19 protein-coding genes are annotated in these 19,082 nt (G+C 62.7%); 8 read left to right on the top strand and 11 right to left on the bottom strand.

Going from position 1 to position 19,082, the window contains the following annotated elements; genetic code table 11:
- Positions 1 to 295: 295 nt before the first annotated feature.
- From IP83_RS12565 to IP83_RS12550, 4 genes are all read right to left on the bottom strand, one after another.
- Positions 296 to 871 carry an LptA/OstA family protein gene (locus IP83_RS12565; RefSeq protein ID WP_156309705.1) on the bottom strand — a complete coding sequence of 192 codons (576 nt, stop codon included), beginning with the start codon at positions 869 to 871 and terminating at the stop codon, positions 296 to 298.
- Positions 868 to 1,512: an LPS export ABC transporter periplasmic protein LptC gene (locus IP83_RS12560; RefSeq protein WP_054122571.1), complete on the bottom strand. Its 645-nt coding sequence runs from the start codon at positions 1,510 to 1,512 to the stop codon at positions 868 to 870. Before IP83_RS12560 ends, IP83_RS12565 begins: the two co-directional genes overlap by 4 nt.
- Before the next feature lie 36 nt (positions 1,513 to 1,548).
- Positions 1,549 to 2,166 (bottom strand): ribonuclease D, encoded by a 618-nt coding sequence (locus IP83_RS12555; RefSeq protein ID WP_054122570.1) that lies wholly within the window; start codon positions 2,164 to 2,166, stop codon positions 1,549 to 1,551.
- A 62-nt stretch (positions 2,167 to 2,228) separates the two neighbouring features.
- Positions 2,229 to 3,545 carry a UDP-glucose/GDP-mannose dehydrogenase family protein gene (locus IP83_RS12550; RefSeq protein ID WP_054122569.1) on the bottom strand — a complete coding sequence of 439 codons (1,317 nt, stop codon included), beginning with the start codon at positions 3,543 to 3,545 and terminating at the stop codon, positions 2,229 to 2,231.
- Positions 3,546 to 3,646: 101 nt separating this feature from the next.
- On the opposite strand from IP83_RS12550, the gene ung reads away from it, so the two are divergent.
- Positions 3,647 to 4,336 carry a uracil-DNA glycosylase gene (ung, locus tag IP83_RS12545; RefSeq protein ID WP_054122568.1) on the top strand — a complete coding sequence of 230 codons (690 nt, stop codon included), beginning with the start codon at positions 3,647 to 3,649 and terminating at the stop codon, positions 4,334 to 4,336.
- Between the two features lie 44 nt (positions 4,337 to 4,380).
- On the opposite strand, the gene IP83_RS12540 is transcribed toward ung, so the two are convergent.
- Positions 4,381 to 5,364, bottom strand: coding sequence for a magnesium and cobalt transport protein CorA (locus IP83_RS12540; protein ID WP_054122567.1), 984 nt, complete (start codon positions 5,362 to 5,364; stop codon positions 4,381 to 4,383).
- A gap of 121 nt (positions 5,365 to 5,485) precedes the next feature.
- Here IP83_RS12540 and IP83_RS12535 point away from each other — a divergent pair, with 121 nt between their 5' ends.
- Positions 5,486 to 7,012, top strand: coding sequence for an NAD(P)/FAD-dependent oxidoreductase (locus IP83_RS12535; protein ID WP_054122566.1), 1,527 nt, complete (start codon positions 5,486 to 5,488; stop codon positions 7,010 to 7,012).
- Between the two features lie 298 nt (positions 7,013 to 7,310).
- On the opposite strand, the gene IP83_RS12530 is transcribed toward IP83_RS12535, so the two are convergent.
- Complete coding sequence (locus IP83_RS12530) at positions 7,311 to 7,850, bottom strand: MarR family winged helix-turn-helix transcriptional regulator (RefSeq protein ID WP_054122565.1); 540 nt, start codon at positions 7,848 to 7,850, stop codon at positions 7,311 to 7,313.
- Positions 7,851 to 7,911: 61 nt separating this feature from the next.
- Here IP83_RS12530 and IP83_RS12525 point away from each other — a divergent pair, with 61 nt between their 5' ends.
- From IP83_RS12525 to IP83_RS12510, 4 genes are all read left to right on the top strand, one after another.
- Positions 7,912 to 9,507, top strand: coding sequence for a DUF2306 domain-containing protein (locus IP83_RS12525; protein ID WP_156309704.1), 1,596 nt, complete (start codon positions 7,912 to 7,914; stop codon positions 9,505 to 9,507).
- A gap of 90 nt (positions 9,508 to 9,597) precedes the next feature.
- The gene (locus IP83_RS12520) at positions 9,598 to 10,359 is read left to right on the top strand and encodes a molybdopterin-binding protein (RefSeq protein ID WP_054122563.1); all 762 of its coding nucleotides are present in this window, start codon (positions 9,598 to 9,600) and stop codon (positions 10,357 to 10,359) included.
- 35 nt (positions 10,360 to 10,394) lie between these two features.
- Positions 10,395 to 11,045, top strand: a complete 651-nt coding sequence (locus tag IP83_RS12515) for a hypothetical protein (protein ID WP_231625032.1) — start codon at positions 10,395 to 10,397, stop codon at positions 11,043 to 11,045.
- Positions 11,045 to 11,998, top strand: a complete 954-nt coding sequence (locus IP83_RS12510; protein ID WP_054122561.1) for an NAD(P)-dependent oxidoreductase — start codon at positions 11,045 to 11,047, stop codon at positions 11,996 to 11,998. The genes IP83_RS12515 and IP83_RS12510 overlap by 1 nt, the downstream gene beginning before the upstream one ends.
- A gap of 67 nt (positions 11,999 to 12,065) precedes the next feature.
- Here the strand turns inward: IP83_RS12510 and rplA are convergent, their stop codons facing one another.
- Together rplA and rplK are read right to left on the bottom strand one after the other, a co-directional pair.
- Positions 12,066 to 12,764: a 50S ribosomal protein L1 gene (gene rplA, locus IP83_RS12505; protein WP_054122560.1), complete on the bottom strand. Its 699-nt coding sequence runs from the start codon at positions 12,762 to 12,764 to the stop codon at positions 12,066 to 12,068.
- 4 nt (positions 12,765 to 12,768) lie between these two features.
- Positions 12,769 to 13,197 carry a 50S ribosomal protein L11 gene (rplK, locus tag IP83_RS12500; RefSeq protein WP_054122559.1) on the bottom strand — a complete coding sequence of 143 codons (429 nt, stop codon included), beginning with the start codon at positions 13,195 to 13,197 and terminating at the stop codon, positions 12,769 to 12,771.
- A gap of 259 nt (positions 13,198 to 13,456) precedes the next feature.
- Between rplK and IP83_RS12495 the strand changes: the two genes are divergently transcribed.
- Positions 13,457 to 16,252, top strand: coding sequence for a DUF3857 domain-containing protein (locus tag IP83_RS12495; RefSeq protein WP_054122558.1), 2,796 nt, complete (start codon positions 13,457 to 13,459; stop codon positions 16,250 to 16,252).
- Positions 16,253 to 16,362: 110 nt separating this feature from the next.
- Here the strand turns inward: IP83_RS12495 and IP83_RS20275 are convergent, their stop codons facing one another.
- Positions 16,363 to 17,262 carry a helix-turn-helix domain-containing protein gene (locus IP83_RS20275; protein WP_156309701.1) on the bottom strand — a complete coding sequence of 300 codons (900 nt, stop codon included), beginning with the start codon at positions 17,260 to 17,262 and terminating at the stop codon, positions 16,363 to 16,365.
- 254 nt (positions 17,263 to 17,516) lie between these two features.
- Between IP83_RS20275 and IP83_RS12490 the strand changes: the two genes are divergently transcribed.
- A complete protein-coding gene (locus IP83_RS12490) occupies positions 17,517 to 18,044 on the top strand; it encodes a nuclear transport factor 2 family protein (RefSeq protein WP_054122557.1) in 528 nt (175 codons plus the stop codon).
- A 16-nt stretch (positions 18,045 to 18,060) separates the two neighbouring features.
- Here the strand turns inward: IP83_RS12490 and nusG are convergent, their stop codons facing one another.
- Together nusG and secE are read right to left on the bottom strand one after the other, a co-directional pair.
- A complete protein-coding gene (gene nusG / locus IP83_RS12485) occupies positions 18,061 to 18,597 on the bottom strand; it encodes a transcription termination/antitermination protein NusG (protein ID WP_054122556.1) in 537 nt (178 codons plus the stop codon).
- A gap of 28 nt (positions 18,598 to 18,625) precedes the next feature.
- Entirely contained in the window at positions 18,626 to 18,820 is a 195-nt protein-coding gene (gene secE, locus IP83_RS12480) for a preprotein translocase subunit SecE (protein WP_054122555.1), read from the bottom strand.
- Between the last annotated feature and the right edge of the window lie 262 nt (positions 18,821 to 19,082).

Raw genomic sequence — 19,082 nt, 5'->3', positions numbered from 1 at the left:
GACAGGCCAAAATTCAGCACTTTCCAGCGCTCGACGCCCACCCGTACACAGGTCTCTTAACACTGCATCTCCTATCGAAAGGCTGCTGCGTCATTCGCCCGCTTGGCAGGGCTCTCTTAGTCGACGGATAGCATAATGCTGCAGAGCAAAACAGGTAGGAATCGGTTGCGTTGCCTCTTTCAATCGACCGGATTTCCACAAAGTCGGATACAGCAGAAGATCCACGCAAAGAACGGCATGCTGGCACTATTGGGGGGAGATGCGGTAATTCTGATCGGCCAGTCTCGGCAGCAGCTTAGTTTTTCGAAACGGTGAAGCTTCCGCTGACCCGCCCGCCGGAGCGCGAGGATCCAGCAGGCGCCGTGCCGGACTTCGCCCCGGATACGTGTCCGTCGATGTTCGAGATCCCGGAATTGAGATCAATCACAATCCGACCGCCGTTGAGCGTATCGGTGCCGCGCCGCAGCGAGACATTGCCAGCCATCGTAATGATCTTGGCATTGAAATCGTAGACCGCGACATCCCCGCTTGCACGTTCGTTGCCGCGCGTCACCACGACGCCGCCAGATGCATCGATCCGCTGGATCTGCAGGCTCCCGACGTCGGTATATGCGACCGTCGTGCGCGCCGCCTGCATCGTCAAGTCCGCCTGTGCAATATCGACATTGCCCGAAAGCACGACCCGGTTCTGCTTGTCCTGCAACTCGATCCGGTCGGCCGCATAGTTCACCGGCGCCTTGCTGTTGTGCGCGGCAATCGCCTGCGCGCCAAGGTGCTGGGCGCCAGCTGCCAACGCGGCGCTTGCCGCGAACCCGATCACAAGTGATCGCAGGGGCCGTCCGGCCTTCATGGCATCGATCAGCGTAGTCATGGCATTTTCAGCTTGCCGGGCTCCATCGTCAGGCGGGCGTGGCCATCAAGTGTGATCGTTCGCGCTTCGAGGTCAGCGCTTATCCTGTCGGCTGAAAAAGTGCCAGCAGGAATGCGGCCTTCGGCGCGCCCCTGGCTGATGAGGAGGCGCTTGCCAATGTCGATATCGGCCCCGCCAGTCACCATGCGATACCCGTCGGATGTCTCGAAATTAACTGGCGTTGGCACGTCGATCTTCTGCTTGGCAAAGTCATAAACACCTTCACCCGTCGTGAGGCTCGCCGGTCCATCGTTCAGCATGACCCTCGCAGTGATGTCGCGCATCTCGACTTCGTCACGCATTTCCGAATGCTGGACCGCGCTGCCCGCCGTGACCGAGAAGTTGCGCCCGGAATCGTCCTGCCCCCGGTACATCGCGCTCACCACGCGCAGACGGTCGTTCACCATCGCCACCTTGTTGCGGTCAAGAAGGAAGCTGATTTCCCCGCGCGGGGAGAACGGTGCAATCACGAGCACCGCGAGCAGCGCGCCGATCAGCGCGGGCAATCCTCCTGCTACAAGCCGCACCATGCGGTCGTGGAAACCGCCAGGTGCCGCGAAGAGCCGGCGGCGGCCACGCAGGTTGTCAGCCTTCTGCGTCATCGTGTCGGGTGCCCGGTAAGCGTCACCTGCAAGACCTCACTCGTGGCTGAATATGTCGCGGTCGGCCCAGCCTGCGATATCGAGCAGAGCCCTCGTCGGCAGGAAATCGAAACAGGCTTGCGCCACGTCGGTACGCCTTTCGCGGGCCAACCGGTCGGCGAGGATGCCATGCATCGCATGAAGATAGCGCACATCGGATGCGGCATAATCCTGCTGCGCATCACTGAGGCTGGGTGCGCCCCAGTCGCTGGATTGCTGCTGCTTGGAAATTTCCTTGCCAAGCAGTTCGCGCACCAGTTCCTTCAGGCCATGCCGGTCGGTGTAGGTGCGCACGAGCTTGGAGGCGATCTTGGTGCAAAACACAGGCGTCGCCATCACCTTCAGGTAGTAGTGAATCGCGGCAAGATCAAAGCGGGCGAAGTGAAAAAGCTTCAGCCGCCCCGGATCGGCGAGCACTGCTCTCAGATTTGGCGCAGAATAGTCGCTTCCCGCAGCAAACCTCACGAGGTGCTCGTCACCCTGACCATCGGAAATCTGAAGCAGGCAGAGCCGATCACGCGCGGTGATGAGCCCCATCGTTTCGGTGTCGACAGCGACCGGTCCGGGCGCAAGCACACCCTCGGGCAGGTCTTCTTCATGAAGGTAAACAGCCATGCGAACCGCTTAGGCTTTCGGGGCGGTGGCGGCAAGCATGGGAATCGCCCCCACGCCCTGGGCTATACCCGTCCGACGCTGCTGTAGTGCCATCCGGCAGCGCGCACCTCGCTCGGATTATAGACGTTGCGCAGATCCACCAGCACGCGGCTGTTCACAAGTTGCCCCACGCGCTCAAGGTCAATGCCGCGGAACGCGTCCCACTCCGTAATGAGCACAACGGCATCCGCACCGGTCACCGCCTCATAGGCATTCATGGCCATGTTGACTTCGGGCATCAACGGCGCTGCTGCGTCCATCCCTTCCGGATCGTAGGCGACGACTTCCGCACCAACATCCAGCAGCGCCTGCACAATCGCGATCGAAGGGGCATCGCGCATGTCGTCGGTATTGGGCTTGAAGGTCAGGCCAAGCAGCGCAATCCGCTTGCCGCGGGCCTCGCCAACGCCGGCTTCCGCCATCGCTTCGATCACCTTGCGGCCCATTGCCCGCTTGCGGCTATCGTTGGTGCGCACCACCGCCTCGACGATCCGGACCGGACTGGCATAGTCTTCCGCCGTCTTGAGCAGTGCCAGCGTGTCCTTGGGGAAACAGCTGCCGCCATAGCCCGGTCCGGCGTGGAGAAACTTGGACCCGATGCGGTTGTCGAGTCCGATCCCGCGCGCAACATCCTGCACGTCGGCGCCCACCTTCTCGCACAAGTCCGCCATCTCGTTGATGAAGGTGATCTTGGTCGCGAGAAACGCGTTGGCGGCGTACTTGATCAACTCGGAGCTCCGGCGCCCGGTGAAGAGCAGCGGTGCCTTGTTGAGGAACAGCGGACGATAGACTTCGCTCATCACGCCGCGCTCCCATTCCTCCTCGGCACCGACCACAATGCGATCCGGGCGCTTGAAATCGGCAATGGCAGCGCCCTCGCGCAGAAACTCCGGGTTCGAAACGACGGCAAACCTTGCGTTCGGCGCACGCTCACGGATGATCCGCTCTACCTCGTCGCCCGTGCCGACGGGAACAGTCGACTTGGTCACGATCACTGCCTGCCCGGTCAACCCATCGGCAATTTCCTGAGCAACGGCATAAACATAGGATAGATCGGCATGGCCGTCACCGCGCCGCGAAGGCGTGCCCACCGCGATAAAAATGGCTTGGGCACCACTGATCGCTGCAGTCAGGTCTGTCGAGAACGAAAGCCTTCCAGCCTTCACATTGCCGTTGACCAACTCGGATAGTCCGGGTTCGTAGATCGGCATAACACCGGCGTTCAGCCGCGCGATCTTCCCGGCGTCCTTGTCGATGCAAACCACGTCATGGCCGAAATCGGCGAAGCAGGCGCCCGATACGAGCCCCACATAGCCCGAACCCACCATTGCGATCTTCATGAATGCGTCCTCGAAGCTGTGAGTAGCCCGTTAGCAATCCGGGTATGGCCGATGCAAACGGTATTCCCGGCGCGCCGGTGGAACGCTAACGCTGCCGGTTGATGACAAGCAGCTCCATTCCCGAAACTTGGCGTCCTGCGCTGGAGAGCGTGTTGACAAGCCAGCCTCTGCGGACTCTGGGCGGATTTCTGCGCGCCGAGGAGGCTGCTGGCAAGCTGATCTATCCCCCAGCCGGAACACGCCTTGCTGCGCTTGCGTTGACACCGCTGCCACAGGTCCGTGTCGTGATACTTGGGCAGGATCCATACCATGGCCCTGGCCAGGCACATGGCCTTGCCTTTTCGGTCCGGCCCGGCGTGCCCGTGCCGCCAAGCCTGCTCAACATCTTCAAGGAGCAGCAGGCGGATCTCGGCCTGCCTCGCCCAAACCATGGCCATCTGGAGAACTGGGCAAAGGGAGGAGTCCTTCTCCTCAACACGGTGCTCACCGTCGAAGCCGGGCAGGCCGGTTCGCATCAGGGCAAGGGCTGGGAAGCGTTTAGCGATGCGGCTATCCGCGCTGTCGCCCAGCGTCCGTCACCTTGCGTCTACCTCCTCTGGGGCAGCCACGCCCGCTCGAAGGCGGCGCTGATCCGCGAGACAAGCGGGGGCCCCCACCTCATTCTGGAAGCTCCACACCCCAGCCCACTCTCTGCGCATCGAGGCTTCCTTGGCTGCCGCCATTTCAGCAAGGCGAATACTTTTCTTGAAGAGCATGGTTGCGGCGCGATTGACTGGCGTTTGCCGACCTAGAGCAGCATCCGCCTTATACCGAGCCTGCCTGGTCAGAGATTGCCTTAGAGCCAGCCGATCCGCCGGAACCGCCACAGCAGTCCGCCGCAGATCGTGATGATGAGCCCCCAGACCATCGGATAGCCCCAACGCCAGTGAAGTTCGGGCAGGTAGTCGAAGTTCATGCCGTAGATGCCGGCAATGGCAGTTGGCACGGCAAGAATCGCCGCCCAGGCAGCCAGCTGGCGGGTGATCACGCCCTGTCGGTGCTGTTCAAGCAGCCCGGCGGTCTCCACCGCCGCCGCCAGCGTTTCCTTCAAGCTCTCCATCCGCGCCATCGCGCGCCGAACATGATCAAGCACATCGCGAAACCAGATCCGCGCCGAAGGGTCGATCACCGGCAAGTCCGCCTCCGCAAGGCGCTGGGTCAGTTCCTCCATCGGCCCGATGATCCGCTCGAACCGCCTTAATTCGCGGCGCAGCCGGAAGATGCGGCGGATCGTGATGGGATCGGGGAACTGGTCTATAGCCGCTTCCTCGATGCTGTGCGCTACCTCCTCAAACTGATCGGCGATCGGCAGATAGCCGTCAACGATGAAATCGAGCACGGCGTGGAGAACATAGTCCGCGCCTTCCGCGAGGTGTTCGGTATCGGCTTCCAGTGCGCGGCGCAGATCGGCATGCGCGCGTGCGGACCCTATCCGCACCGTCACGATGAACTGCGGTCCGAGGAAAATCGCGGTCTGTCCGTAGATGATCGTGTCCCCGCCCTGATCCATCATTGCGGTGCGTGCGACGACGAACAACTGCTGGCCGTAGATATCGACCTTGGGCAGCTGGCGCGGATTGAGCGCATCCTCGATCGCCAGCGGATGAAGCCCGAATTGGCGCGCAACGCGTTCCACCTCCGCGGGCGTCGGATCGCAGAGCCCGATCCAGTCGAAGCACCCGCGCGGCAACACCGCTTCGGCCAGCGGCACGCCCGTCAGCGCAAGATCGGCGGGATCCGGCTTCCCCTCGGTATAGCGGCGCGCGGCGATGATCGGCATGATTTCCCTTCTGTCGCTCTCGCCGCTGGAGTGCAATCGCCGCGTTTAATCGCCCCGCTAAACAGACTGGCAATCATTCCCCTGACTGCTATCATGCATGTCAATAACTGTGGAGGATAGCATGGGTTTCGAGGACACGCGGCGCGCCGGGCAGCCGGACATCGACGTTGCGATCATCGGCGCCGGCCTTTCCGGCATCGGCATGGCTGCACACATGCAGATGCTCTGCCCTGATCGCAGCTACGCCCTGTTCGAACGCCGCCCGCAGCTTGGCGGCACCTGGGACCTGTTCCGCTACCCCGGTGTCCGCTCGGACAGCGACATGCACACGCTCGGTTTCATCTTCGAGCCGTGGAAGCACGAGAAGTCCATCGCAGACGGACCCGCGATCCTCGAGTACCTCAACCGCATCGTCACCGAACGCGGCATCCGCCAGCACATCCGTTTCGAGACCAAGGTCGTTTCGGCCAACTGGGAAAGCGCGCACGCCTGGTGGGTGATTACCACCGAAGCCGCCGACGGCCAGCGCAGCCGCACCACTGCGCGGTTCCTCTACCTCGGCTCGGGCTACTATGACTACGACACGCCTTATGACCCCGCGATCCCGGGGCGCGAGGACTTTAATGGTACGATCATTCACCCCCAGTTCTGGCCGGAGGACTTCGACTATACCGGCAAGCGCGTTGTCGTGATCGGCTCAGGCGCGACTGCCGTCACCATCGTGCCGGCGATGGCGCAGAAGGCTGCGCACGTCACGATGCTCCAGCGCACGCCGACGTGGTACGCCATCCGCCCCGCGCGCGATGCGATCGCCAACACGCTGCGCAAGTTCCTGCCCGAGAAGCTCGCCTACAAGATCACGCGCTTCAAGAACGTCACGATGCAGAACATCGTGTTCAAGCGCGCCCGCAATGAGCCGCAGAAGGTCAAGGACTTCCTGACCAAGAAGCTCAAGGAGGCGCTCGGCCCGAAGTACGATCCCGCCACGTTTACCCCACCCTACAATCCGTGGGAGCAGCGCCTGTGCCTCGTGCCCGATGGCGACCTGTTCAACGCGATGAAGGCGGGCAAGGCCGAGATCGTGACCGACCACATCGAGCGCATCGACGCGCAGGGCATCCAGCTCAAGTCCGGCAAGCGGCTCGACTGCGATGTGATCGTAACGGCCACGGGCCTCGCGCTTGCCATGGCGGGCAAGATCGCGCTCGGCATGGACGGCCAGCCGGTGCGGATGAACGAGCGCTGGTATTACAAGGGCTGCATGTATTCGAACCTGCCCAACCTCGCGCAGGTGTTCGGATACCTCAACGCCTCGTGGACCCTGCGCGCAGACATCGACGCCGACTTCGTCTGCCGCCTGCTCAACCACATGAAGAAGGTCGGCGCAGACAGCGCGACCCCTGTGCTGGAAGACGAAAGCACGCTGACGCCGGACACCCCGCTCGACCTTTCGTCGGGCTATATCCAGCGCGGGCTGGCGATCCAGCCGAAGAATGCCAAGGACATGCCGTGGCGGCTCAATCAGGACTATGTCTGGGACCGCAAGTACATGAAGGAAAACCCGCTCGACGACGGGATCATGCGCTTCGGCAAGGCAACCGGCGTGGCGGCTGCAAAGGCAGGCGAGGTGGTCGAACCGGCAGAGTAAGCGCCGGGAGGTTGACACAGTTGACACAGTCCAGAGAGAAACCTGCCAACCTTGGCCAGACGCTCTAGTTAACTGATTTTACGATATAATCGGCACGAAAATGTCCAACGCGCTTCAGGAATAACTGACACGCGCGTCTGTTATTCCCTGTGCGGACACGCTGCACCTGCCTCCCGGCCACGCTGGCATCGGGAGGGGTGGGCCGGGTTCAGCCTTGGATGAAAACCACCTTTCAAAGAACAGCCGCGTTCATGCGCCAGGCAGGTCCCTGTAGGAAAGGCGTTTGTGGGCCGGGTGGTCAGCCCTGCTGGCGATCCTGCTCGACAAGCGATTCGAGATTGCGGGTGAAGCGACGGAGCAGGTCCGCCATCAGCCTGGCCTCTTCAGGCGTGAAGCCTCGTAGCAGTTCGAGGTGCTGATTGACGGCGATCTCGAGGATCTGGTCATGCATCGTGCGGCCAGCCTGTGTGAGGTAGAGACCGCGGCTGCGGCCATTGGCGTGAAGCTCTCCGGCCGTGATCAGGTTGCGGCGCGTAAGACGGCTGGCGGAGCGGCTGACCGTCCCCTTGTCAACGCCGATCGTCTTCGATGCCTGTGCGGCGGTGATCCCGGGCAGACGCGCCAGCAGGAGCAGCATGCGCCAGTCCACGGTGCCGAGGCCAAGGCGCTCACCAAAGTAATCCGAAGCCGCTTCGGTGAACCGGTTTGCGGCGAAGGACAGCAACATCGCCGGCGTGCGCGAGATGCTCAGCGTCTGGAAGGTTTCTCCCGTGCGCCAGTCTTCCACCTCGACAAGAAACATCCCGCGATCGAGCGGGGCCGGCTTGGGATCACTCATCCCCGATCGCTAGCCGGTTTCCGGAGATGCGCCAAGCAGCCTCCCGGACAATCAATGTTGCGTGTGCAACATCAATCGTCTACGCAAGGCCCGGCTGATCGAGCAGCAGGAGAGAGGGATCATGGCCACGCAGGCGCTGAAATCACCGCAGCAGATGTCAGCGCCGAGGCCGAAGGTCTTGCTGCTGTGGCTTCCGTTCTGCGCGATGCTGGCGTTCTACAGCCTGCTGGTCTGGGACGCGGGATATCGGCAGCTGCCGATCAATGCCGATCCGGCAGAAGCACACCTGCTGGACAAGGTCGAAGCGGCAGGCAATCGGGGTGCACCGTACCGGGAGGTCGCGGGGGACGCGATGCGAGCCTACCCGCTGTGGAACAATCTGACAGCGATGGCGACGGGCACACGGTTCGGCTTCGGCAGCAACGGCAACACCGATCCGGTCCGCTACTACAGCACCATGACACCGGTGCAGAAATCGGTGCTGAGCCTGCACATGGTGCTGGGCGGCCTCTTGCTCATTCTGGGCATATTCCAGTTCACGCCGGGCTTTCGGAAAAAACACCGCAAGGCCCATCGCGCGATTGGCGGGGTCTATATCCTGAGCTGTTACACGATGGCCTTCGCGGCGATGTACCACTTGGTCCACACCGGCATCGCCAATACCTATCAGGGCTTTGCCTTCCACATCCAGCTATGGTTCCTCGCGGCAAGCACTGTGCTTGCCCAGACGCTGGCAATCATCTTCCTGAAAAGACGCAACATTGCGCTGCATCTGGGCTTCCAGATCTATACCTTCATGGCCTTCCTCAATGCCCCGATCCAGCGACTGGACTGGGTGGTGTTCGGCGCGATCTATCCGCACCTGACACAGGGCGAGGTCAACAATCTCGTCAATATCCTGACCTTCTGGCAGTGCCTGCTGATTGGCTATGCCGTGTTTGCCTGGAACCGCGCATCGTGCCCGGTACGCCGTGAACCGGTAGTACTTCAGCCACAGCCGATCGCGTTCAAAGTCCTTGTCGGTCTGGCAGCCGGGGCAGCGACGGCAACATCTCTGGCGATGTACATGAGCCAGCCTGGTCTGGGCGGCTGGAGCGCGGCAAGGGCCATCGCCCCTGCGAGCACGCTGGCTGCCGATGCCATGCTGTATGCGGGCAGGCCGCTGCAAACGGCCGCATTCGGCCTGATCCTATGCGCCGCGATCCTTTCCGGCGTGTGGCTGATGATCCGCAACGAGCACTCGCGCCGGGCGCGGCAGCTCTTCTACGCCAGCGCGATTGCGGCAGGTCTTCAGCAGCTTGTCTGGGGCTGGCAACTGGGGGAGCCGAGCATGGCGGTGACCGCCGGCGGCGGCTTCTACAGCGTCTCGGGTCTGTCGCTGGCCGGCTTTGCCTTGCTCGCCCTCCACTTCCAGCTGCGCGGCAACGAGCGCTTGTGGCGCGAGGCCATGGTGTTTGCCGTCAACTTCGCCTTTGCGCCGGTCTTGCTGCTCTGGGGCCATGTGCTGTGGCAGGCGCTCGATGTCATCCCCGCATACTATGTCGCGCGCGGCCACGGCTATGTGCTGGCAGCGGGTGCCGCAATCCTGACGCCGACCTTCACAGGCTTTGTCCGGATGATGTCCAGCCGGGAAACCCGCGCACGCCTGATCTCGTAAGGCGCGGTCCGGACGGTATGGTCCGGCCAAGTCTTCACCCTGCGCGAAAGGCCCATTGCACCCGTTCCGGTTTGCGCTATCGCTGCGGGCATGACCGACACCTCCCGCATCTGGACCGCCGCGCTGATCGTCGTGGGCGATGAGATCCTTTCCGGCCGCACGCACGACAAGAACATCGCGCAAGTGGCGACGTGGCTGGGGGTGCAGGGCATCCGCCTCAGGGAAGTGCGCATCGTGCCGGACGACATGGCGGCGATCATCGAGGCGGTGAACGCGCTCAGGGCGCGCAACGATTACCTGTTCACCACGGGCGGGATCGGGCCCACGCATGATGACATCACGGTCGATGCGGTGGCCGAGGCGCTGGGCGTCCCGGTGGTGATTCATCCCGAAGCCGAAGCTATGCTGACGCGCTATTACGCAACCCGCGGGGGGATCAATCCGGCGCGGCTGCGCATGGCGCGGGTGCCCGAAGGCGCAGACCTCATTCCCAACCGGCTTTCGGGCGCGCCGGGAATTCAGGTCGGCAACGTGTTCCTGATGGCGGGCGTGCCCGGAATCACCGCGCAGATGCTCGACGGGCTGACGGGGACGCTGGAAGGCGGCGCACCGCTGCTTTCGACCACGGTTGGCTGCTGGGTGGCCGAAAGCGAAGTGGCGGACCTTCTGCGCGAGACCGAGAAGAACCATGACGGATGCCAGATCGGCAGCTATCCGTTCTTCCGCGAAGGGCGGGTGGGCGCGAACTTCGTGATCCGCTCGACCAATCAGGCGGTGCTCGATGCGGTCGTGCAAGTGCTGGTCGATGGACTGACCGCGCTGGGCCGCGAGGCTGTGCCGGGGGGGATTTGATCTTCCTGCCCCGGAAGCCGTCACCAAAACCGTTCGTGTCGAGCGAAGTCGAGACACCATACGCACCGCATGGTGTCTCGACTTCGGGTCTTCGACCCGAAGTTTATCCCGAGCTTGACGAGGGGCTCGACACGAACGGGACGTTGTGGGTGTTGATCGGGTTGGGACTGGCACTTTCGGCCTGTGCGCCGACGCTCTCCAGCTTTAAACGCACGCTGGCCGCGAATGACAGCGCCACGGCCGCCTTGCAGCAATGGTGCGCAACGCGGGGGATTGCCGCTCCTGCGCAGATCATGGCGGAAAGCAACCGCAAGGAGCGCGAGGAAGCCTCCCCCGCCATCCGCGCGGCGCTAGGTGTGGGGGCAGAGGAGCCGCTGGCCTTTCGCCATGTGCGGCTCCGCTGCGGCGATACTGTGCTGTCCGATGCGAAGAACTGGTACGTCCCGGCGCGGCTGACACCGGCGATGAACACCGCGCTGGAGACGACGCGCACGCCCTTCGGCACGGTGGTGCGCCCCTTGGGATTTCACCGCGAGCGGCTTGAAAGCCTGCGGGGCCGCGCGGCGGAGTGTCCGGCGGGGACAGTGCTTTCGCACAAGGCCGTGCTGCGGCTGTCCGATGGGCGCGGGATCAGCTTTGTGGCGGAATGCTATACGCGAGGCAATCTGGCGAAGGGGTCTCACTGATGCGCGTGCTTTTGACCGGCTCTTCGGGATGGCTGGGCAGGTTTCTTGCCCCCGCACTTCGGGCGGCAGGGCATACGGTGACCGGGCTCGATCTGGCGCCGGGGCCGGAGACGCATGTGCTGGGGAGCGTGGCGGATCGGCAGGTGGTGGATCGCGCGATCGGGCTGGGCATCGATGCGGTGATCCACACGGCGGCGCTCCACAAGCCCGATATCGCGCGCTATCCGGCGCAGGCCTTTGTCGATGTGAATGTGACGGGCACGCTCAACCTGCTCGAGGCGGCGAAGGCGGCGGGGCATGACCGCTTCGTGATGACCTCGACAACTTCGCTGATGATCAGCGAGGCGATCCGCCGAGAGGATGCGGCGGAAGCGGTTTGGCTCGACGAGCAGACCGGGCCGCTGGCGCCGCGCAACATCTATGGCGTGACCAAGCTGGCGGCGGAGGGGCTGTGTCGGCTCTATGCCAGCGAGCGTGGCCTGCCTTGCGTGGTGCTGCGGACTTCGCGGTTCTTTCCGGAGGATGATGATACGCACCGGAAGCCCTCCGGCGAGAACCTCAAGGCGATCGAGCTGCTGCATCGGCGGCTGACGGTCGAGGATGCGGCGGGGGCGCATGTCCTTGCGCTGGCGAAGGCGCCCGAGCTGGGTTTCGGGCTGTACATCGCAAGTGCGCCGACGCCGTTTGCGCGCGCGGATGCGGCAGCGCTCAAGGCCGATGCGGCGGGGCTGATCCGGGCACGCTTTCCCGATGCCGAAGCGCTGTTCGCCGCACGCGGCTGGGAACTGCCGAAGAGCCTCGGGCGGGTCTACGATGCAGGATTAGCCGAGCGGGAGCTGGGCTGGCGGGCGCGGACCGACTTTGCAGCGATGCTGGCAGCGCTGCGGGCTGGCGCGCAGCTGCCGTTTGCGCATGATCCGGAATACACATCGCCGCTGGTGAAAGGACGCTAGCCCATACGAAAAAGGCCGGGAAGGTTGCCCTTCCCGGCCTTTTGCTGTGCGTTTGTCGCAGGGCTGATCAGCCGCCGTGGACCTGCGCCACATCGACCTTGAGGCCCGGGCCCATCGACGAGGACAGGCCGACCTTGCGGACGTACTTGCCCTTGGCGCCGGCAGGCTTCGCCTTGACGATCGCATCGACGAAGGCGTCGAAGTTGGCGCGCAGCGCCTCGTTCGAGAAGCTCATCTTGCCGATGCCGCCGTGGATGATGCCGGCCTTTTCGACGCGGAACTCGATCTGGCCGGCCTTCGCCGCCTTGACCGCATCCGCAACGTTGGGCGTGACGGTGCCGAGCTTCGGGTTCGGCATCAGGCCCTTGGGGCCCAGCACCTTGCCGAGGCGTCCGACGATGCCCATCATGTCGGGCGTCGCGATCACGCGGCCATAGTCGAGGTTGCCGTTCTGCATGTCCTCGAGCAGGTCTTCCGCACCGACCTTGTCAGCACCGGCGGCGAGCGCGGCTTCGGCCTTGTCGCCGCGCGCGAACACGGCGACCTTGACGTCCTTGCCGGTGCCCGAAGGCAGCGTGACCATGCCGCGGACCATCTGGTCGGCGTGGCGCGGATCGACGCCGAGGTTCAGCGCGACTTCGATGGTCTCGTCGAACTTGGTGCGCTTGAGGTCCTTCAGGAGCTGGATCGCCTCATCGACACCGTAGAGCTTCTGGTTGTCGCCCAGCTTCTCGGCGAGGGCCTTCTTGTTCTTGGTCGTCTTCATCGGATCAGCCCTCCACCTGCAGGCCCATGGCGCGCGCCGAGCCTTCGATGATCTTGATCGCGGCGTCTTCGTCGTTCGCGTTCAGATCCTTCATCTTCATCGCGGCGACTTCGGCGAGCTGCGCGCGGGTGATCTTGCCCGCCGAGACCTTGCCGGGCTCCTTCGAGCCGGACTTGAGGCCCAGCACCTTCTTGATGAGGAAGGTGGCCGGCGGCGTCTTCGTCACGAAGGTGAACGACTTGTCCGAATAGACCGTGATGATCGTGGGCAGCGGGGTGCCCTTTTCGATCTCCTGGGTGGCGGCGTTGAATTCCTTGCAGAAACCCATGATGTTGACACCGCGCTGACCGAGCGCGGGCCCGATCGGCGGCGAGGGCTTCGCTTCACCAGCTGCAACCTGCAGCTTGATGTAACCATCAATTTTCTTGGCCACGATGGGCCTCCTTTCGTCCTGTTGGAGCCGAAGCTACCGCAGAGTGAGCGGTCAGACAGATGCTTTGGGCATCCTCCCGCACGGAATCAGGCGAGGACGAGCCTCGCCGGAAGTCGGCGCGCATAGCGGGGACGAGGCGGCTTGGCAATGGGGAGCAGCAGCCAACGGGCTGCGACACCCAGATCGGTGCGACCAGTCGTTGCGCTTTGGCAGTGTTCGGTTATCCCTTGGCCATCCAACCCACCATCCGGGGCCTCACTTGCACAAGAAGCTATTCGGCGCAGCCGTGATTTCGACGCTCGCCAGCACTGCGGCGCACGCAGGAGACAAAGTCCTCGTCGCGCCGGCACCCGCGTGGGTCAATCAGGCACCGCCCGTGCTCAAGGCGGACAGCGCCGTACGCTTCGACGAGCAAGTGCAGGTCGATGGCGACACCACCACCGTCTATATCGACACGATGCGGCAGGCCTCGAGCCCGGAAGCGCTGCAGCAGATGGGGACGCTCACGCTCGGCTGGCAGCCGGACCACGGCGACCTCACGCTGCACAAGCTGGAGATCATCCGCGGGGATCAGGTGATCGATGCGCTCGGCAAGGGCGAGGGGATCACGGTGATCCGGCGCGAGGCGGGGCTGGAGCGGCTGATGGTCGACGGCCAGTTGACGGCGGTCAAGCACATCGAGGACCTGCGCGTGGGCGATACGCTGCGGATGGTATTCAGCCTTTCGGAGCGCGACACCGCGCTGGCGGGGCATGTGCAGGACGCGCTGGTGCTGCTGCCGGCGCCGCTCAAGGTCGGCTTCGGGCGCGCGCGGCTCGTGTGGAAGACGTCGAACCCGCTGACGGTGAAGTCGCTCGCGCCAGGGCTGACGCCGGTGGCCAAGCCGCTCGATGCGACTTGGACCGAAATCGTGGTGCCACTGCCGATCGCCAAGCTGCCCGATGCGGCCAAGAACGCGCCGAGCCGGTTCACCCCGCTGCCGCTGCTGCAGTTCACCAGCTTTCCGGACTGGGCCTCGGTCGCCAAGGTCATGGCGCCGCTCTATGCGGTGAAGGACGGGATCGCGCCGGGGTCGGACCTTGCCAAGCGGGTCGATGCGATTGCCGCGCGCTCGCCCGATCCGGTGCGCCGCATGGCCGATGCGCTGCGGCTGGTGCAGGACGAAGTGCGCTATGAGCTGATCGCGATGGGCAACGGCAACTATGTGCCGCAGGCCCCGGCAGACACCTGGGCGAAGCGCTATGGCGACTGCAAGGCCAAGACCATGCTGCTGCTCGCGGTGCTCGACCGGCTGGGGATCAAGGCCGAGCCGGTGATGGCCAACAGCAAGCGCGGCGATGCAGTGCCCGACATGGTGCCCGCCGCGCTCGCGTTCGACCATGTCTTTGTCCACGCGCGTGTGGGCGAGGAGGACTTCTGGCTCGACGGGACGATGCTGGGTTCGCGCCTTGCCGATATCCGCGACGTGCCGCGCTATGGCTGGGTGCTGCCGATGGGCGGGACGATCGAAGGCAGCAAGCCCGCGCTCTTCGCGCTGCCGCTGCGCGCGCATGCCCGGCCCGACATCGACGCGGACCTCGCCTACGACATGACCGCGGGGCCGCACCTTGCGACGCCTTATCACCTGACCTTGCGCTACAACGGGACCTATGGCGCGGCCTACAAGGTCGATCCCGGCCCGAACTACGACGAGAAGCTGACCAGCTTTGCCGAGAAGGCGGCGAGCAACTGGGTCGGCGATACCTTCGTCGGCAAGGCGCGCTCGACGTGGGATGCGGAAAACGCGGTGTGGACGCTCGATTTCGACGGGATCGCCTATCCCGACTGGAAGTACCGCGACGGGCATTATGCGCTGGCGGTGCCGCCGGGCCTCAAGGTCACCTACGACGCGCCGCGCGACCGGGCGGCGTGGCGGGCGATCCCGGCGCTGATCCCCGATCCTTGGCACGCGAAGCTGCACACCAGCTGGCGCCTGCCGGACGGAGGCAAGGGCGTTTCGCTGACCGGCAGCGACCCGGGGAGCCTCGATCTGCCCGCCGCAAGCTGGCAGCGGACGGTTGCGCTGGCCGGTGGCGAGCTGACGCAGGATATCGTCTCGCGCGAGAGCGGGGCCGAAATCGCGTCGGACAAGGCGAGCAGCACGGCCAAGGCGATTTCCGACGCGATGGACCGCACCGCGCGGCTCTCGCTCGATGGCTCCTACCCCAAGTGGTGGGATGACGTGGCGCGGCGCAAGGGCAGTCCCGCGCTCGCCAAGGTCCGCGCGATTTTCGACGCGCGCATTGCCGACAAGCCCGACGACGCGACGCGCCTGACCGACCGCGCGTGGTTCGAACGCACCCTGTTCAACTGGGCAGCGGCAGAAGCCGACTACACCCGCGCGATTGCGGTGGACGCTTCGGCGGACCGCTACCTCAAGCGCTCGGCGCTGCGCAGCAAGCTGGGCAACCGCGCGGGTTCGCTGGCGGACGCGCAGGCGGCCTACGACCTTCAGCAGGGCAATGCGGACGCGCGCAGCACGCTGGCGTACGAGCTGATCGAGGCGGGCAAGGTGGACGAGGGGCTGGACCTGGTGCCGACCGACCTCGACATCACGACCGACGACGGGCTTTCGAACTTCCTCGAGAAGGTCGACCGGCTGGAGCAGGCCGACAAGCATGACGAGGCGCTGGGCATGCTCGACGAAGCGCTGGAGAAGCGCGGCTCCTCCGCCAAGCTGCGCAACGCGCGGTGCTGGTACCTCGCCCTGCGCAACACTGCGCTCGATACCGCGCTGACGGATTGCAACAAGGCGATCGAGCTGGAAGCGGACCCGGCGATGTACATGGACAGCCGCGCGCTGGTCCACTTCCGCGCCGGACGCCTCAAGGAAGCCATGGCCGATTACGAAGCGGCGCTGGCGGCGGAACCCGAACAGACCGCCTCGCTCTACATGGCCTCGATCGTGGCGGACCGCATGGGCGACAAGGCCAAGGCGGCGGCGCTGCTGGAGGCGGCGAAGACGGTGTTCCCGGATGTGGGGCACTTTTACGCGCACTATGGGATCAAGCCGTGAGAGGTGCGCGCCAGCCGATGGGTGGCCGACGGGGTGCGGTGATTGGGGATTTAGTAAAGTGTCACCGCAATCCCCCTACCGTAATCCCCGTAATCCCAATTCCCATGTATTCAAGTAAGGGATTTTATAACGTAACCATAACAAGCCTCAGATTTTATTAAAAATTTACGCTTTATTTTTCTTAGCAGTCTTGAAATTATTACCTTGAGATTAGCCAATGAAATTGGCTCGACGTCGCGACTTGCAATAATTTGAAGTCTTTCGTAGCTTATTATTTTTTTATTGTTATGAATAATTTCTTTTATAACGCGATACTCTGCATCGGTTAAAATGGCGTCTTCAATCAATATTTCTGCGATAATTTCATCGTATTTTTCATGCTGGCTTCTTGTCTCTTGAGTCAGCTTGGTACGGCGATGAATAGCAATTAAGCGGCAGATCGCCTCTGGCTTGCTTGTCCGGGCAAATTCAAAGACATCGTCAAAGCCGCTGCGCAAGGCTCTAGCACGGCGCTTTGGATCGGATCGATTCTCGAGAAGAATTTTTGGCCTATTTTTAAACAAGTAATAGTTTTCTTTCAGAAAACGACACGCGCGCGATGTATCGTCTGCTCCAATAATTAGTATGTCAAAGTGTCCACTGGAGCTAGATACTGAATATGTTTCGAAGTAATTCAAGCACTGGCTCTCAGCATATGGAAACACATCTGAAATCCACTTATCCCTTTCAATTGTTGATGCATCTTTGGTTGAAAGGTACCTTATTTTAATTAAATTTATATCAGATTCATAATCTTTCAAGAATTTATAATAAACATCTATTCCTAACTTTGTTACGATATCAAGTGAATAATTTACAATTAGATCGTTCTGTGCCGAATTTACTTGCGTAAACATTCCATCATTATTAGATTCAGTCTTAAAAAGTGCTCGCTCTTCTTTGAAATCTGCAGCGCTTTCCATTGACCCAGCAACAGAAGCGACAGCTTTGTCGTATTGCGTCGAATCCACGATGTACTTCCCGAATTTTGCGTAACCAAGCTTGCTCAAAAGACTCTAAGCAAGGGGTAACAGATCGTAATAAAATTTGATCAAGCCACTTAAGTTAATCCCGCCCAAGGCGATAGGCGTTTTTACTTATTTTCAATATTGCAACTTTTTGACTGTCGCCCTAATTCACAGGGATTACGGTGACGGATTACGGTGACACTTTACTAAATACCCAAATTTGCAAACTTCCAAACCTCTCCAAGAGGGAGCACGTGATGGGACAGCAGAATCCTTCGGCAAAGACCCGGCTTGCGCTGATCATGGCAACCGCCTTGCTGGCGCTTTCGCAAGCGGTGAACGCGGCTCCCCCGCCGCCGGGCCGCTGGGCCGCGGACACGGATCCGACAGCCAGGCGCCTGATCGAACAGGAGCGCCGCTGGGCTACTGACGGGTGCACGCCCAGCACCGTGGTGCGGGATTTTATCGCGCCGGATTTCGTGGGGACCAGCCCGGCAGGTGGGCTCTATGGCCGCGCGGCGTTGCTCCAGCGCGAAAATGGCAAGAGCAGGGCACGTGATTGCAAACTGCTGGCCGCGAAAGTGCGATTTTACGGCCCTGATCTGGCAGTGATCTATGGCAACGAAAGCGCAGTGGTGGCTCAGCCGGATGGCACCGAGACGACCCACATTCTGATCTGGACCGACACCGTCGTGCGCCGGGCGGGCAAGTGGCAGGTCATCGCGGTGCAGGACATGGTCGCACCGCCGGGGTGGAAACCGGCCGACTGGCACGTGCCGGAGTAACCCGGCACGCCGCCCCTTACTTGACCAGTTCGACTTCCTCGAAGCTCAGTTCCACCGGCGTGGCGCGGCCGAAGATCGAGACGGCGACCTTGACGCGCTGCTTCTCGAAATCGAGTTCTTCCACCGTACCGTTGAACGAGGCGAACGGGCCGGCGTTGACCTTGACCGAATCGCCGATCTCGTAATCGACCAGCACCTGCTTGCGCGGCTCGGCAGCAGCGGCTTCGCGCGCGCCGAAGTAGCGCGCGGCTTCCTTGTCGGAAATCGGCTGCGGCTTGTTGTTGTTGCCGAGGAAGCCGGTGACCTTGGGGGTGTTCTTGACGAGGTGGTAGATATCGTCGTTCATCGAAAGCTTGGCGAGCACGTAGCCCGGCATGAACTTGCGCTCGACCTGGACCTTCTTGCCGCGCTTCACTTCGGTGACGGTTTCGGTCGGCACTTCGACCGCTTCGACCAGCTGCGAGAGGCCGATGCGTTCGGCTTCGGCGAGGATGGCTTCCTTCACCTTGTTCTCGAAACCGGAATAGGCGTGAATGATGTACCAGCGGGCCATGGGTCGTCCTTGAATTTTGTGCGTGTGATCAGGCGAGCGACAGCAGCGAGCGCACGATCAGGCTGAAGATCGAATCGATGCCGAGGAAGAACACCGCGAGGATGAGCATCATGATGCCGACGAAGATCGCGGTCGAGGTCGTCTCGGCGCGGGTCGGCCAGATCACCTTGCGCGCTTCGGCGCGGACCTGGTTGATGAATTCACCGGGGCTCAGCTTTGCCATCACGTATTCCTGCTCTCGCTTGCGCCGGGGGGCGCACTCACGGCTTCCGGCTAGGCCTCATCGCCGCCCCGGACAGGTCCGGGAGGGGCAGGCGAGGTTTCCGATGTCGGAAGAAGCACGGCATTTAAGGCTTCACCCCGCCCTTGGCAAGAGCGGGAGGAGTCGTTTGCGGTACGCGCGGAAGAGCGCGTACCGGGCGGCACCAGCCCGCTCCCCCGCCCGGCCACCCACAGCGTACAATTCCGTTGGGTGGCCGGGCGGG

Origin of the sequence: Novosphingobium sp. AAP93 (assembly GCF_001296055.1) — a bacterium.
Taxonomy (GTDB): Bacteria; Pseudomonadota; Alphaproteobacteria; order Sphingomonadales; family Sphingomonadaceae; genus Novosphingobium.
This window is presented reverse-complemented; position numbering and strand designations above follow the sequence as displayed.

Excerpts from the sequence above, each read along its gene's own strand:
- ung (WP_054122568.1), top strand. The coding sequence starts at position 3,647 with ATGACAAGCAGCTCCATTCCCGAAACTTGGCGTCCTGCGCTGGAGAGC.
- nusG (WP_054122556.1), bottom strand. The coding sequence starts at position 18,597 with ATGGCCCGCTGGTACATCATTCACGCCTATTCCGGTTTCGAGAACAAG.
- rplA (WP_054122560.1), bottom strand. The coding sequence starts at position 12,764 with ATGAAGACGACCAAGAACAAGAAGGCCCTCGCCGAGAAGCTGGGCGAC.
- IP83_RS12540 (WP_054122567.1), bottom strand. The coding sequence starts at position 5,364 with ATGCCGATCATCGCCGCGCGCCGCTATACCGAGGGGAAGCCGGATCCC.
- IP83_RS12535 (WP_054122566.1), top strand. The coding sequence starts at position 5,486 with ATGGGTTTCGAGGACACGCGGCGCGCCGGGCAGCCGGACATCGACGTT.
- IP83_RS12560 (WP_054122571.1), bottom strand. The coding sequence starts at position 1,512 with ATGACGCAGAAGGCTGACAACCTGCGTGGCCGCCGCCGGCTCTTCGCG.
- IP83_RS12520 (WP_054122563.1), top strand. The coding sequence starts at position 9,598 with ATGACCGACACCTCCCGCATCTGGACCGCCGCGCTGATCGTCGTGGGC.
- IP83_RS12530 (WP_054122565.1), bottom strand. The coding sequence starts at position 7,850 with ATGAGTGATCCCAAGCCGGCCCCGCTCGATCGCGGGATGTTTCTTGTC.
- IP83_RS12550 (WP_054122569.1), bottom strand. The coding sequence starts at position 3,545 with ATGAAGATCGCAATGGTGGGTTCGGGCTATGTGGGGCTCGTATCGGGC.
- IP83_RS12555 (WP_054122570.1), bottom strand. The coding sequence starts at position 2,166 with ATGGCTGTTTACCTTCATGAAGAAGACCTGCCCGAGGGTGTGCTTGCG.
- IP83_RS12565 (WP_156309705.1), bottom strand. The coding sequence starts at position 871 with ATGACTACGCTGATCGATGCCATGAAGGCCGGACGGCCCCTGCGATCA.
- IP83_RS12490 (WP_054122557.1), top strand. The coding sequence starts at position 17,517 with ATGGGACAGCAGAATCCTTCGGCAAAGACCCGGCTTGCGCTGATCATG.
- secE (WP_054122555.1), bottom strand. The coding sequence starts at position 18,820 with ATGGCAAAGCTGAGCCCCGGTGAATTCATCAACCAGGTCCGCGCCGAA.
- IP83_RS12510 (WP_054122561.1), top strand. The coding sequence starts at position 11,045 with ATGCGCGTGCTTTTGACCGGCTCTTCGGGATGGCTGGGCAGGTTTCTT.